This window comes from Pseudomonas sp. UC 17F4 (genome assembly GCF_900101695.1).
Classification (GTDB): Bacteria; Pseudomonadota; Gammaproteobacteria; order Pseudomonadales; family Pseudomonadaceae; genus Aquipseudomonas.
The window spans coordinates 359,381-374,353 of the sequence record NZ_FNKV01000001.1; the positions used below are offsets into that span (position 1 = coordinate 359,381).

General features: G+C 62.6%; 10 protein-coding genes. 6 read left to right on the forward strand and 4 right to left on the reverse strand.

Features of this window, described 5'->3' with window-relative positions:
• Together BLR26_RS01595 and betT are read right to left on the reverse strand one after the other, a co-directional pair.
• Window positions 1–741, reverse strand: coding sequence for a substrate-binding periplasmic protein (locus BLR26_RS01595; protein WP_093377071.1), 741 nt, complete (start codon window positions 739–741; stop codon window positions 1–3).
• 128 nt (window positions 742–869) lie between these two features.
• On the reverse strand, window positions 870–2,873 hold the full coding sequence (gene betT / locus BLR26_RS01600) for a choline BCCT transporter BetT (protein ID WP_045193915.1): 2,004 nt from the start codon (window positions 2,871–2,873) through the stop codon (window positions 870–872).
• 422 nt (window positions 2,874–3,295) lie between these two features.
• Between betT and betI the strand changes: the two genes are divergently transcribed.
• The 6 genes from betI (at window position 3,296) to selO (ending at window position 14,211) form a co-directional block, all read left to right on the forward strand.
• Window positions 3,296–3,961, forward strand: coding sequence for a transcriptional regulator BetI (gene betI, locus BLR26_RS01605; RefSeq protein WP_093377074.1), 666 nt, complete (start codon window positions 3,296–3,298; stop codon window positions 3,959–3,961).
• A gap of 31 nt (window positions 3,962–3,992) precedes the next feature.
• Window positions 3,993–5,465 (forward strand): betaine-aldehyde dehydrogenase, encoded by a 1,473-nt coding sequence (betB, locus tag BLR26_RS01610; RefSeq protein WP_045193917.1) that lies wholly within the window; start codon window positions 3,993–3,995, stop codon window positions 5,463–5,465.
• A 176-nt stretch (window positions 5,466–5,641) separates the two neighbouring features.
• A complete protein-coding gene (betA, locus tag BLR26_RS01615; RefSeq protein WP_093377077.1) occupies window positions 5,642–7,333 on the forward strand; it encodes a choline dehydrogenase in 1,692 nt (563 codons plus the stop codon).
• Between the two features lie 226 nt (window positions 7,334–7,559).
• Window positions 7,560–9,302: a potassium/proton antiporter gene (locus BLR26_RS01620; protein WP_045193919.1), complete on the forward strand. Its 1,743-nt coding sequence runs from the start codon at window positions 7,560–7,562 to the stop codon at window positions 9,300–9,302.
• A gap of 39 nt (window positions 9,303–9,341) precedes the next feature.
• The gene (mscK, locus tag BLR26_RS01625; RefSeq protein ID WP_093377080.1) at window positions 9,342–12,692 is read left to right on the forward strand and encodes a mechanosensitive channel MscK; all 3,351 of its coding nucleotides are present in this window, start codon (window positions 9,342–9,344) and stop codon (window positions 12,690–12,692) included.
• Window positions 12,693–12,750: 58 nt separating this feature from the next.
• Entirely contained in the window at window positions 12,751–14,211 is a 1,461-nt protein-coding gene (selO, locus tag BLR26_RS01630; protein WP_093377083.1) for a protein adenylyltransferase SelO, read from the forward strand.
• 20 nt (window positions 14,212–14,231) lie between these two features.
• On the opposite strand, the gene BLR26_RS01635 is transcribed toward selO, so the two are convergent.
• The gene (locus BLR26_RS01635) at window positions 14,232–14,633 is read right to left on the reverse strand and encodes a helix-turn-helix domain-containing protein (RefSeq protein WP_093377086.1); all 402 of its coding nucleotides are present in this window, start codon (window positions 14,631–14,633) and stop codon (window positions 14,232–14,234) included.
• Between the two features lie 5 nt (window positions 14,634–14,638).
• Window positions 14,639–14,926 (reverse strand): type II toxin-antitoxin system HigB family toxin, encoded by a 288-nt coding sequence (locus BLR26_RS01640; RefSeq protein WP_093377089.1) that lies wholly within the window; start codon window positions 14,924–14,926, stop codon window positions 14,639–14,641.
• Window positions 14,927–14,973: the final 47 nt, after the last annotated feature.

Below are 14,973 nucleotides of genomic sequence, written 5' to 3' on the forward strand. Positions count from 1 at the left end.
TTACAGGTAACGAGCGAACACCTGCTCGACAAAGCCGTCGCGGCGCATCTGCTCAAGGGCCTGCTGCAGTTTGTTCACCACCTCGTCCGGCACTTCGCGGTTGAGCGCCAGGTACAGCTCGGCACCGTGAAAACGCAGCACCGTCTTGAGCTTGCTCACACCTACCTGACGCGCCAGGTAGCGACCAGCCGGATCGCCACTGGCCCACAGGTCGATTTCGCCGTTCAGCAGTTTTTTCGCGTTGTCACGGTCGCGCAGCACCAGTACCGGGTTAAGGCCTTGCGCGGCCAGGTACTCGGCGATCGCATCACCCTTGTAGGCCCCGATGCGGTAACGCTTGGCCTCCTGGAGGTTGCTGACGGCAATCGGACTGCCTTCGGGGGCCAGCAAAATCCAGTCATCCGGCCCCAACGGCCCGACCCACTTGAACAGCTTTTCCCGCTCCGGCTGGCGGGCCATGACGAATACGCCGTAGCCGGGCGTTTGCAGGGCCTGCTCGTAGATGCGCTGCCAGGGGAAACGCAAGGTCATGCTGTAGGGCACCCCGGCGCGCTTGAACATCTCGCGCACCAGGTCCGCGGCAATGCCGTTGATGCCATCGTCACGGGCGAAGCTCTTGCCGTTGATGGCCATGTTATAGGGCGGGAAGTTTTCGGTGAGCAGCACCACAGGCTCGCTGGCGCGGGCGAGGTGGCTGAACGACAGGCAACTGCACAACAACAGGACAAGACGCTTGAACATGATGGCACCGGGCTCCTTGGCAACGCCAAGAGTGCCGGGGCCTGCTGCGCCTGTCCAGTCTGCACCGGTATCACAACAAAAAGGGCCCTGTTCCTGCGAACAGAGCCCTTGCGGTGCATCAGCCGTTGTCAGCTATAGACACGCCCCAGCAACTGGCGGTGGCTTTCGAACTGATCGAGCACATCACGGGTGATCTGCTCCGGGGTGAAGCCCATCAGGTCGTACTCCTGGCTGCCATTGTGCAGGTACACCTCGGCGCGGTAGAAGCGCTGGCGCACTTCCGTCTCGCCTTCCACCGGTGCCTCGCTCGGCGCGGCCAGGTAACCGTCCAGGCTCACTTCATAAACGAACGGATTGCCTTCTTCCATGTCGATGCGCAGGCCCATGGCCGAGCGCGACTGGCCGACCCGGGTCTGCACCTGGAAGCCCAGGGTCTGCAACTGCGCAGCCGCTTCCTTGAGCGCCGGGCTGACGCGCTTGTCCATGAAGCGCTGAACGATGGCCTGGGTTGGCTGCAGGTCCAGCTGGCTCAGGCGCTCGCTGAAACCGCGACGACCACGGGCAGCCAGTTCGGCCTGCTCCTGCTCGACCTGGCTGTCCTGCTTCATGGCCTTGTACAGGCCGAACATGAACAGCACCAGCACCACCGAGAACGGCAGCCCCGCCAGTACCACCATGGTCTGCATGGCCTGGAAGTTACCGGCCAGAAGCAAACCGATGGTGACCACGGTAATGATCGCCGACCAGAGGATACGCAGCCAGTTCGGTGCATCTTCGTCGACATGGCCGCCTTTGCAGGAAAGGTTGGCCATCATCACCGCGCCGGAGTCGGCCGGGGTCAGGAACAGTACGAAGCCAACGAAAATCGCGACACCGACCACGATCTTGGCGAACGGATAGTGCTCGAGCAACTGGTAGATCGACATCGCCGGCTGTTCCAGCGCTGTTCGCCCAAGCTCCACCGCGCCCTGGTTCATGACCAGGTCCAGCGCCGAGTTGCCGAAGATCGACAGCCAGGCCAGGGTGAAGCCCAGCGGGATCAGCAGTACGCCGGCGACCAGCTCGCGCACGGTACGACCGCGCGAAATGCGGGCAATGAACATACCGACGAACGGGCCCCAGGAAATCCACCAGGCCCAATAGAACACGGTCCACAGGCCCAGCCAGCGCTCGGACTTGTCACTGTCGCCTTCATAGACGTACAGGTCGAAGGTCTTGAGCACCACGCCGTTGAGGTAGTCGCCGATGTTCTGCACGAAGCTGTTGAGCAGGTGCAGGGTCGGGCCGTTGAGCAGCACGAACAGCAGCAGGCCGCTGAACAGGATGATGTTGAGGTTGGACAGGCGGCGGATGCCGTTCTCCACACCCGACACGGCGGCGATGGTCGCCACGGTGCTCATCACCAGGATCACGATCAGCAGGTTGGTGTCGCTGTGCTGCATGCCGAACAAATATTCCAGGCCCGAGGATACCTGCATCGAGCCAATGCCCAGGTTGGTCACCAGGCCCAGCAGGGTCACGAACATGCCGAAGATATCGACAGTGTGGCCTGCGGCGCCCTTGACCCAACGCTCGCCGACCAGCGGGTACAGCGCCGAGCGCAGGGCCAGCGGCTGGTTGTGGCGGTAAGCGAAGTAGGCAACGGACAGGCCGACCAGGGCATAGATCGCCCAGCCATGCAGGCCCCAGTGCAGGAAGGTCAGCTGCAGGCCTTCACGGGCCGACTGCAGGCTGGCCGGTGCGCCTTCAGGCGGGTTGAAGTAGTGATCCAGCGGCTCGGACGCACCGAAGTACAGCAGCGAGATACCGATACCGGAGGAGAACAGCATCCCGGCCCAGGCACCGTAGCTGAAGTCCGGCTTGTCATCCTTGCCGCCAAGCTTGAGCTTGCCGAAGTTGGAGAAGGCCAGAACGATGACGAACAGCAGGTAGCCGCCAATCACCAGCATGTAGTACCAGCCGAAGCTACGCGACAACCAGGCCTGAGCCTCGTTCAGCACGCGGCCGGCGGTTTCGGGAACTGCGATCAGCAAGGCAGTCAACAACAGGATCAGCAACGTCGAGGTGAAGAACACCACGCTGTTGACCCGGACCCTCTCGGCAGGGGTCTTGATTAGGGAGGCAGAACTCATTGCACATATGCTCCGGGCAGTGCGAGAGAAACACGAAACAATCGTTACCCGAGCAAATGGTGCAATAGCCCCACAGCTGCAGGTGTTATAAAAGCACCTTGAAAAAACCGTGATCCCGAATCGATTGCGTTGAAAAAAACAGGCCGAAAACCCCGTCCCGAGGGTTGGCCGCGCGGTGCTATACCGCTCGGCAGATCTGTTCAACGCGCCGTTTACACCCGTCAACACCTTGTATTCCGGGGGTTCCACGTCTTTTTGGGGTGCCAATTTGTGCAAACCGCAGGTAGGAAAAACCTGTCAATTGCACAGATTGTCGCAGAGCTTATTCTTTGTTGATTGAACGTTCAATCAAAACAAAATAGACTGGCCTTCGCCGAGGCAGCCGCTCGTCGACTGCTCGCAGGCTTGAGGAGATTTGCAAGATGCCCAAGGTCGGTATGCAACCCATCCGCCGTCAGCAGTTGATCGAAGCCACGTTGCTGGCCATCGACCAGGTCGGCATGGGTGACGCCAGCATTGCGCTGATCGCCCGTTTGGCCGGTGTGTCGAATGGCATCATCAGTCACTACTTTCAGGACAAGAACGGCCTGATCGCAGCGACCATGCGGTACTTGATGAGCGTGCTGAACGAGAACGTCGTCGCCAACCGGCAGGCGCTCAAGGACAACAGCCCGCGCGCCCACCTGCAGGTGATCATCGAAGGCAACTTCGACGCCAGCCAGGTCAACGGCCCGGCAATGAAAACCTGGTTGGCCTTCTGGGCCTCCAGCATGCACCAGCCGTCTTTGCACAGGTTGCAGCGGATCAACGATCACCGCTTGTATTCCAACCTGTGCTGCCAGTTCCGCCGCGCCCTGCCGTTGCCAGAAGCACGCAGCGCGGCCCGCGGGCTGGCAGCCTTGATCGACGGTCTGTGGCTGCGCGGTGCGCTGTCCGGAGACGCTTTCGACACCGACCAGGCGAAACAAATCGCTTACGAATACATGGATTTACAACTGGCGAAACAGACGAGCCCGGACACGCAAAACCAGGCCTCTGAACCACCGCGCGTCGCGATTGCCAAACAAGCAGGAGCGCTGCACGGATAGCCAAACACACATATGCACTTGCGAGGACACTATGGCCCGTTTCGAACTGCAAAAACTCTACATTGATGGTGGTTATGTCGACGCTTCCAGCGACGCTACCTTCGACGCCATCAACCCGGCCAACGGCGAAGTCCTCGCCCAGGTGCAACGCGCTACCGAAGCCGATGTCGAGCGCGCGGTAGAAAGCGCCGAACGTGGCCAGAAAGTCTGGGCAGCGATGACCGCCATGCAGCGTTCGCGCATCCTGCGCCGCGCCGTCGACATCCTGCGCGAGCGCAACGATGAACTGGCCGCCCTGGAAACCCTGGACACCGGCAAGTCGTACTCCGAAACCCGCTACGTCGACATCGTCACCGGCGCCGACGTGCTGGAATACTACGCAGGCCTGGTACCGGCCATCGAAGGCGAGCAGATCCCGCTGCGCGACAGCTCGTTCGTCTACACCCGCCGCGAGCCGCTGGGCGTGACCGTCGGTATCGGCGCCTGGAACTACCCGATCCAGATCGCCCTGTGGAAATCCGCACCAGCCCTGGCAGCCGGTAACGCGATGATCTTCAAGCCGAGCGAAGTCACCTCGCTGACCACCCTGAAACTGGCCGAGATCTACACCGAAGCCGGCCTGCCAGACGGCGTGTTCAACGTCCTGACCGGCAGCGGCCGCGAAGTCGGCACCTGGCTGACCGAGCACCCGCGCATCGAGAAAATCTCCTTCACCGGCGGCACCACCACCGGCAAGAAGGTCATGGCCAGCGCTTCGAGCTCGACGCTCAAGGAAGTCACCATGGAACTGGGCGGCAAGTCGCCGCTGATCATCTGCGACGACGCCGATCTGGATCGCGCCGCCGACATCGCCATGATGGCCAACTTCTACAGCTCGGGCCAGGTCTGCACCAACGGCACCCGCGTGTTCGTCCCGGCCTCGATGAAAGCGGCTTTCGAAGCCAAGATCGCCGAGCGCGTTGCGCGCATCCGCGTTGGCAACCCTGAAGACGAAAACACCAACTTCGGCCCGCTGGTCAGCTTCGCCCACATGGAAAGCGTGCTGGGCTACATCGCCAAGGGCAAGGAAGAAGGCGCACGCGTTCTGTGCGGCGGCCAGCGTCTGACCGAAGGCGAATTCGCCAAGGGCGCATTCGTGGCACCGACCGTGTTCACCGACTGCCGCGACGACATGACCATCGTCAAGGAAGAAATCTTCGGCCCAGTGATGAGCATCCTCTCCTACGAGACCGAAGAAGAAGTCATCCGCCGTGCCAACGACACCGAATACGGCCTGGCCGCGGGCGTCTGCACCAACGACATCAGCCGCGCCCACCGCATCATCCACCAGCTGGAAGCCGGTATCTGCTGGATCAACGCCTGGGGCGAGTCGCCAGCCGAAATGCCGGTTGGCGGTTACAAGCAATCCGGTGTTGGCCGCGAAAACGGCGTGAGCTCGCTGGCTCAGTACACTCGTATTAAATCGGTGCAGGTGGAACTGGGTGCGTACAACTCGGTTTTCTGAGGTGACACGTAGCCAGATGCTCTGAAGCCTCAAGCTTCGAGCTGCAAGCTGCAAGTAAAAGCCGGTGCGCGTTATGCCAACCGGCACTTGCAGCGCCCACTAAATCGCGAGCCTTGCACGACCGCTTTTTCTTGCGGCTTGTAGCTTGAGGCTTGCAGCTGCTTTCGGAGAAAGCCATGGAATATGACTACATCATCGTCGGTGCCGGCTCTGCCGGTAACACCCTGGCGACCCGCCTGACCGAAGACGAAGGCGTTACCGTCCTGCTGCTCGAGGCCGGTGGCCCAGACTACCGCATGGACTTTCGCACCCAGATGCCAGCCGCGCTGGCGTTCCCGCTGCAAGGCCGTCGCTACAACTGGGCCTACGAGACCGACCCGGAGCCGCACATGGACGGCCGCCGGATGGAATGCGGTCGCGGCAAGGGCCTGGGTGGCTCGTCGCTGATCAACGGCATGTGCTACATCCGCGGCAACGCCATGGACTTCGACGGCTGGGCAAAATTGCCAGGCCTGGAAGACTGGAGCTACCTGGACTGCCTGCCGTATTTCCGCAAGGCGGAAACCCGCGACATCGGCGCCAACGATTATCACGGTGGCGAAGGCCCGGTCAGCGTCACCACGCCTAAAGCCGGCAACAACCCGCTGTTCCACGCCATGGTCGAAGCCGGTGTACAAGCCGGTTACCCGCGCACCGAAGACCTCAACGGCTACCAGCAGGAAGGTTTCGGCCCAATGGACCGTACCGTCACGCCTAAAGGCCGTCGCTCCAGCACCGCCCGCGGCTACCTGGACACTGCCAAAAAGCGTTCGACCCTGACCATCGTCACCCACGCCCTGAGCGATCGCGTGCTGTTCGACGGCAAGCGCGCTGTTGGCGTGAGCTACCTGGTCGGCGCCAGCGAAGAGCGCGTCGAAGCCCGTGCGCGCAAGGAAGTGATCGTCTGCTCCGGCGCCATCGCTTCGCCGCAACTGCTGCAGCGCTCCGGCGTTGGCCCGCGTGCTCTGCTCGAAAGCCTCAACGTGCCTGTGGTTCACGACCTGCCGGGCGTGGGCGAAAACCTGCAGGACCACCTTGAGCTGTACCTGCAGTACGCCTGCACTCAGCCGGTATCGCTGTACCCGTCGCTGCTCTGGTACAACCAGCCGGCCATCGGTGCCGAGTGGCTGTTCAAGGGCACCGGTATCGGCGCCAGTAACCAGTTCGAAGCGGGCGGTTTCATCCGTACGCGCGAAGAGTTCGAATGGCCGAACATCCAGTACCACTTCCTGCCGGTAGCGATCAACTACAATGGCAGCAACGGCGTACAGGAACACGGCTTCCAGGCCCACATGGGGTCGATGCGCTCGCCTAGCCGCGGCCGTATCCAGCTGAAGTCGAAAGACCCGCGCCAGCACCCGAGCATCCTCTTCAACTACATGGCCACCGAGCAGGACTGGCAGGAATTCCGTGACGGCATCCGCCTGACCCGCGAAATCATGGCCCAGCCTGCACTGGACGCCTACCGTGGCCGCGAAATCAGCCCGGGCGCCGACGTGCAGACTGACGAAGAACTGGACAAGTTCATCCGCGAGCACGCCGAAACCGCGTTCCACCCGTCCTGCTCGTGCAAGATGGGCGACGACGACATGGCCGTGGTCGACGGCCAGGGCCGCGTGCATGGCATGCAGGGCCTGCGTGTGGTCGATGCCTCGATCATGCCGATCATTATCACTGGCAACCTCAATGCCACCACGATCATGATCGCCGAGAAAATCGCCGACAAGATCCGCAACCGCCAGCCGCTGCCACGCAGCACCGCCAAGTACTATGTCGCCAACGGCGCGCCGGTCAAAGGCAAGGCGATGCGTGAGGTCAAGCAGGCCTAAGCCTTTTTCGCGGGGCAAGCCCGCTCCTACCTGTGGGAGCGGGCTTGACCCGCGATGAGGCCCGCAAGTAGCAACACAATAAGGCACTCCAAGGAGTGCTTTTTTTGTCCCCGCGATTAACCCTTTACAGCCCGCCAACCCCTCAGGTTAGAATCCTTGGCACGCGACCTGCTTGATATTCGAAGCAAACCGCCCCTCCTTCCTGCTTTTCCCCGGAGTACTGCCTTTGGATGCGTCCACCATCAATAGCCTGTTCTTGATCGGCGCATTGCTGGTAGGTGCAAGTATTCTGGTCAGCTCACTGTCATCGCGCCTGGGCATCCCGATCCTGGTCATCATCCTTGCGGTCGGCATGATTGCCGGGGTCGACGGTGGCGGCATCATCTTCAACAATTACCCGACCGCCTACCTGGTGGGCAACCTGGCGCTGGCGGTGATCCTCCTCGACGGCGGCCTGCGCACGCGGGTGGCGAGTTTCCGCGTGGCCCTGTGGCCGGCGCTGTCGCTGGCCACAGTCGGCGTGCTGATCACCACCGGCCTGACCGGCATGGTCGCCGCCTGGCTGTTCGACCTGAGCCTGATCCAGGGCCTGCTGATCGGCGCCATCGTCGGCTCCACCGACGCCGCAGCGGTATTCTCGCTGCTCGGCGGCAAAGGCCTGAACGAGCGGGTGACGGCAACCCTGGAGATTGAATCGGGCAGCAACGACCCGATGGCGGTGTTCCTCACCGTGACCCTGATCGAGATGATCGCCAGTGGCCAGACCGGCCTGCACTGGAGCCTGCTCACCCACCTGCTGCGCGAGTTCGGCATCGGCGGCCTGCTGGGCCTGGGTGGCGGCTGGCTGCTGCTGCAACTGGTCAACCGCATCAACCTCGCCGGCGGCCTCTATCCGATCCTGGTAGTGGCTGGCGGCCTGGTGGTGTTCTCGCTGACCAACGCCCTGCACGGCAGCGGCTTCCTCGCCGTGTACCTGTGCGGCCTGGTGCTCGGCAACCGGCCGATCCGTAGTCGCCATGGCATCTTGCACATGCTCGACGGCATGGCCTGGCTCGCGCAGATCGGCATGTTCCTGGTCCTCGGCCTGCTGGTCACACCGCACGACCTGCTGCCCATCGCCCTGCCGGCACTGGGCCTGGCGCTGTGGATGATCATCTTCGCCCGGCCACTGTCGGTAATCGCCGCCCTGCTGCCGTTCAAGGCTTTCCATGGCCGCGAAAAAGCCTTTATTTCCTGGGTCGGCCTGCGCGGCGCGGTACCGATCATTCTCGCGGTGTTCCCGCTGATGGCCGGGCTGCCCGATGCGCAGCTGTTCTTCAACCTGGCGTTCTTCATCGTATTGGTCTCGCTGCTGGTGCAGGGCACCAGCCTGCCGTGGGTGGCCAAGCTGCTGAAAGTGACAGTACCGCCAGACCCGGCGCCGATCTCCCGCTCGGCCCTGGAAGTGCACATCACCAGCGAGTGGGAGCTGTTCGTCTATCGCCTGGGCGCCGAAAAATGGTGCATCGGCGCCGCCCTGCGCGAGCTGAAAATGCCCGAAGGCACCCGCATCGCCGCACTGTTTCGCGGCCAGCAACTGCTCCATCCGTCGGGAAGTACCACCCTGGAAGTCGACGACCTGCTCTGCGTGATCGGCCACGAACACAACCTGCCGGCCCTCGGCAAGCTGTTCAGCCAGGCACCGCAGCGAGGCCTGGACCTGCGCTTCTTTGGTGACTTCGTGCTCGAAGGGGACGCAGAACTGGGGGCTGTAGCGGCGTTGTACGGTTTGCAGCTCGACGGTCAGGACCCGCACACGCCACTCAGCCGCTTCATCGCGCAGAAGGTTGGCGGCGCGCCGGTGGTCGGCGACCAGATCGAATGGAACAGCACCTTGTGGACGGTTGCAGTGATGGAAGGGAACAAGATCCTCAAAGTGGGCGTCAAATTCCCCGAAGGTACTCGACCCGGCCCAGGGTTGTTCCTTTAAACTCCGTTCTTCGCCTCTGCCTGTACGAATTTTCTGCCTATGTCCCTGCGCACGTTTTTAAGCGCAGCCCTGATCGGGCTGTGCCTGTCCTTCTCCCCGGTGTGGGCGGCGGAACCGCCGACCACGGCAGCGATCCAGAAAAGCCTGGACAAGATCGCCGAACGCAAGCTGCCCGAGGCTGAACAGAAAGCCCTGCAGCAGGTGCTCGAAAAGACCCTGGCCTTCCTCGGCAACAAAGAGGACAGCGAGAAGAAGCTCGCCGCGCTCAAGCACCAGCTCAACGACGCGCCGCGCCAGACCAGCGAAAACCAGCGCGAGCTGGCCAAGCTCAAGGACAGCAAGGTGATCCCGGTCACCCAGCGCTACGCTGCCTCCAGCGTGCCGCAGCTGGAGCAATTGCTGGCCGAGCGCACCACCGAGCAGGGCGAACTGCAAAAAGCGCTGTCCGAGGCCAACAGCCTGACCATCACCGCGCAGACCCGCCCCGAACGGGCCCAGGCAGAAATCAGCGCCAACCAGACCCGCACCCAGCAGATCAACACCAGCCTGAAGATCGGCAAGGACGGCGGCAAGCCGCTCAGCGCCGACCAGCGCAATCAGCTCAACGCCGAACTAGCCGCGCTCAACGCCCTGACCCTGCTGCGCCGCCAGGAACTGGCCGGCAACAGCCTGCTGCAAGACCTGGGCAACAGTCAGCATGACCTGTTGATCGAGCGCGCCGCGCGCCTGGAACAGGAGATCCAGGACCTGCAGACGCTGATCAACCAGAAGCGCCTGGCCCAGTCCCAGCAAACCGTCACCGAACAGTCGATCGAAGCGCAGAAAGCTGGCGGCAGCACCCTGCTGGCCACCGAAAGCGCCGCCAACCTCAAGCTCTCCGACTACCTGCTGCGCAGCACCGACAGCCTCAACGACCTGACCCAGCAGAACCTCAAGACCAAGCAGCAGCTGGACAGCCTGACCCAGAGCGACCAGGCCCTCGACGAGCAGATCAGCGTGCTCAAGGGCAGCCTGCTGCTGTCGAAGATCCTCTACAAGCAGAAGCAGGCGCTGCCGCACCTGAAGCTCGACCGCGACCTGGCCGACCAGATCGCCGACATCCGCCTGTATCAGTTCGAGATCAACCAACAGCGCGAGCAGATCAGCAGCCCGAGCAGCTATGTCGACAAGCTGCTCACCGCGCAACCGCCCGAGACCGTCACCCCGCAACTGCGCAAGGCCTTGCTGGAAGTGGCGATCACTCGCAGCGACCTGCTCGAACGCCTGAACCGTGAACTGAGCGCGCTGCTCAACGAATCGATCACCTTGCAGTTGAACCAAAAGCAACTGTTCAGCACCGCACAAAACCTGCGTGCAACCCTTGATGAGCAGATGTTCTGGATTCCCAGCAACAAGCCACTGGACCTGGAATGGCTGCGCAGCGTGCCCGAGCGCCTGCAAAAACAGGTTGTCAGCCTGCCTTGGGGTTCAGGCCTGCGCGAGCTGACCGACGGCCTGGCCCAGCGCCCGTTGCTGTTCCTGCCCTTGCTGTTGCTGATCGGCACCCTGCTGTGGCGGCGCAAATACCTGTATGCGCGCCTGACCAAGGTTCACCAGGATGTCGGCCACTTCAAGCGTGACAGCCAGTGGCACACGCCCCAGGCGATCCTGATCAACATCCTCCTGGCCATGCCCCTGAGCCTGGGCCTGGCCCTGTGCGGCTATGCCCTGCAGGTCGACGCCCGCGGGCAGAACGCCAACCTCGCCTCGGCGCTGTTCCAGGTGGCCCAGGCCTGGCTGGTGTTCTACACCGCCTACCGGATACTCGCCCCGGGCGGCGTGGCCGAGCTGCACTTTCGCTGGGAAAAGCCCCAGGTCGAATTCCTCCGTGGCTGGATCCGCCGCCTCGGCACCGTGGTCCTGGCCCTGGTCGGGGTGGTGGCGGTGGCCGAACATCAACCCTCGGCGCTGGCTGAAGACGTGCTCGGCATCGGCGTGGTGCTGACCTGCTATGCGCTGATGGCCTGGTTGCTCAGCCGCCTGCTGCTGAGCAGTCCCACCCACCGCAACACCTCGCTGTTTCGCAAGGCCGTGGGCGTGGCCTTTACCGCGTTGCCGGTGGCGCTGTTCATCGCCGTGTGCTTTGGCTATTACTACACCGCGCTCAAGCTCACAGACCGCCTGATCGATACCTTGTACCTGCTGATGTTCTGGCTGGTGATCGAAGCCGCCTTCGTCCGCGGCCTGGCCGTGGCTGCCCGGCGCCTGGCCTACCAGCGGGCGCTGAGCAAGCGCCAGGCGGCCAAGGAAGGCCTGGATGGCGAAGTGCTGGTCGAAGAGCCGACCCTGGACATCGAACAGGTCAACCAGCAGTCGCTGCGCCTGATTCGCCTGGCCCTGCTCGGCGGCTTCATCGCCGCCCTCTACTGGGTCTGGTCGGACCTGATCAGCGTGTTTGCCTACCTCGACAACATCACCCTGTACGAGTACACCAGCGGCACCGGCGCATCCATGAGCATGGTGCCGATCAGCCTGCGCGACCTGCTGGGTGCACTGGTGATCATCGGCATCACCATTGCCCTGGCCGGCAACCTGCCGGGCCTGCTCGAAGTACTGGTGCTGTCACGCCTGAACCTGGCCCAGGGCAGTGCCTACGCCACCACCACGTTGCTGTCCTACGTGATTGCCGGGGTCGGCTTTGTTTCCACCCTGTCAGCCCTGGGCGTCAGCTGGGACAAACTGCAATGGCTGGTGGCGGCACTGTCGGTGGGCCTGGGCTTCGGCATGCAGGAGATCTTCGCCAACTTCATCTCCGGGATCATGATCCTGTTCGAGCGCCCGGTGCGCATCGGCGACACCATCACCATCGGCAACCTCTCGGGCACGGTGAGCAAGATCCGCATCCGCGCCACCACCATCACCGACTTCGACCGCAAGGACATCATTGTCCCGAACAAGACCTTCATCACCGGGCAATTGATCAACTGGTCGCTGACCGACACCATCACCCGGGTAACCCTCAAGCTCGGCGTCGACTACGGCTCGGATCTGGACCTGGTGCGCACCCTGCTGCTCAAGGCCGCCAACGACAACCCGCGGGTACTCAAGGAACCGGCGCCGATCGTCTACTTCCTGAACTTCGGCGAAAGCACCCTGGACCACGAGCTGCGTATGCACGTGCGCGACCTGGGCGACCGCAACCCGGTGCTCGACGAGATCAACCGCTACATCAACAAAGAGTTCAAGAAGCAACACATCAACATCTCCTTCCGGCAGATGGAGATCTACCTGAAGAACATGCAGGGCCAGGAATACAAGATGGTCCCGGTGGAAAGCCTCGACAAGACCGTGCTGCCAAACGCCAGCGATGGCGAGAAGCCCGGCGACGAGGCCAGCGGCAAACCGGCCTGACTGGACGCCAGCGGCCATACCCTTGCAGAATGCTCAGGTTTTCTTCAGGAGATGGCCGTTGAAAGCCCTCGACGAACTGACTTTCGATAACCGTTTCGCCCGCCTGGGCGATGCCTTCTCTACTTCGGTGCTGCCCGAGCCGATTGCCGAACCGCGCCTGGTGGTCGCCAGCGAGGCAGCCATGGCGCTGCTCGACCTTGAGCCCACTGAAGCCCATTCGCCGGTATTTGCCGAACTGTTCAGCGGCCACAAGCTGTGGGCCGAGGCCGAACCGCGGGCGATGGTCTATTCCGGGCATCAGTTCGGCTCCTACAACCCGCGCCTTGGCGATGGCCGCGGGCTGTTGCTGGGCGAGGTGCGCAACGACGCCGGCCAGTCCTGGGACCTGCACCTCAAGGGCGCCGGGCAGACGCCTTACTCGCGCATGGGCGATGGCCGCGCCGTGCTGCGCTCGTCGATCCGCGAGTTCCTTGCCAGCGAGGCCCTGCCGGCCCTGGGCATCGCCAGCAGCCGCGCGCTGTGCGTGATCGGCTCGAGCACTCCGGTATGGCGCGAAACCCAGGAGCGCGCCGCCATGCTGCTGCGCCTGGCGCCGAGCCATATCCGCTTCGGGCATTTCGAGTACTTCTACTACACCCGCCAGCCCGAGCAGCAGCGCATCCTCGCCGAGCACGTGCTCAACAGCCACTTTGCCGAGTGCAAGGACGAACCCGAGCCGTACCTGGCGATGTTCCGCACCATCGTCGAGCGCAATGCCGAGCTGATTGCCCGCTGGCAGGCCTATGGTTTTTGCCACGGGGTGATGAACACCGACAACATGTCGATTCTGGGCATCACCTTCGACTTCGGCCCCTACGCCTTCCTCGACGACTTCGACGCCAATTTCATCTGCAACCACTCCGATGACCAGGGCCGCTACAGCTACAGCAACCAGGTACCCATCGCCCACTGGAACCTCAGCGCCCTGGCCCAGGCCCTGACGCCGTTTATCAGCGTCGAAGCGCTTAAGGAAACCCTCGGGCTGTTCCTGCCGTTGTACGAGGCCCATTACCTGGACCTGATGCGCCGGCGCCTGGGCCTGACCCAGGCAGAAGACGACGACAAGCTGCTGATCGAGCGCCTGCTGCAACTGATGCAGCCCGGCGCGGTGGACTACACCCTGTTCTTCCGCCATCTCGGCGACCAGCCTGCCGAGCAGGCCCTGCAGGTGGTGCGCGACGACTTCATCGATCTGGCCGGTTTTGACCTGTGGTCAGCCGATTACCTGGCGCGCCTGCAGCGCGAACCCGGCAACGCCGAAGGCCGGCGCGAGCGCATGCATGCGGTCAACCCGCTGTACATCCTGCGCAACTACCTGGCCCAGCGCGCCATCGAGGCGGCCGAAGGGGGTGACTACGAGGAAGTACGCCGCCTGCACCAAGTGCTGAGCAAACCGTTCGACGAGCAGCCGGGCATGCAGGCCTATGCCCAGCGGCCGCCGGAGTGGGGCAAGCACCTGGAGATCAGTTGCTCGTCGTGAGGCTTCACCGCCTCTGATCTTTAGAAGAACACGTCCGCGGGCACCGAAAAGCGCTTGGCCAGTTCACGCACCTGACGCAGATTGAGCTGACGCTTGCCCGCCAGCACCTCCGACACTACCGATTGCGAACCAATCTCCGGCAGATCGCTTTGCTTGAGACCATGTTCCTGCATCAGGTAGCGCAACGTGTCGACGCCACTGGCCCGGGGCAAAGGTCGATGCGCATGGTCATAGGCCTGCAGCATATCCCCCAGATGTACAGCGAGACTTGCCAGGGGATGGCTCTCATCCTCGCCGACCAAAACCAGCAGTTCATCCAGCGATTCGACCAGTGCATCGTAGTCCGCTTCGCTGGCTGGTTTGCGCAGCAACGGCGACACATACTGCCAATGCGCTGCCGCTTGCTTGATCAGTGGGCTCATTGCCTTCACTCCTTCCACTTGCCTTTGTCGTACTCGCCATGATCAAGCACATGCTTGATATACAGGCGCTGCGTCTTGTAGTGCACAACCGCAATCAGCCGCAATTTGTTGCCGCCGATATCGAATACATGCAACGCCCCTACCTTGTCAGTGGCAGGAAATGTCGCTTTCATCGCAGCAAAGTCCGCGGGATTGCAGGCCTTGACCAGTCGATACCAAGCGTCCAGCGCCGAGGCTGCTCGCGGCCATTTCGCCTTGGCCTCCCAGATGCGTTTTTCCGTTATCACATGCATGCCACACCCGAATCGCAAAGTGCTTTCAGGAGGGAGCTTGAGAGCAA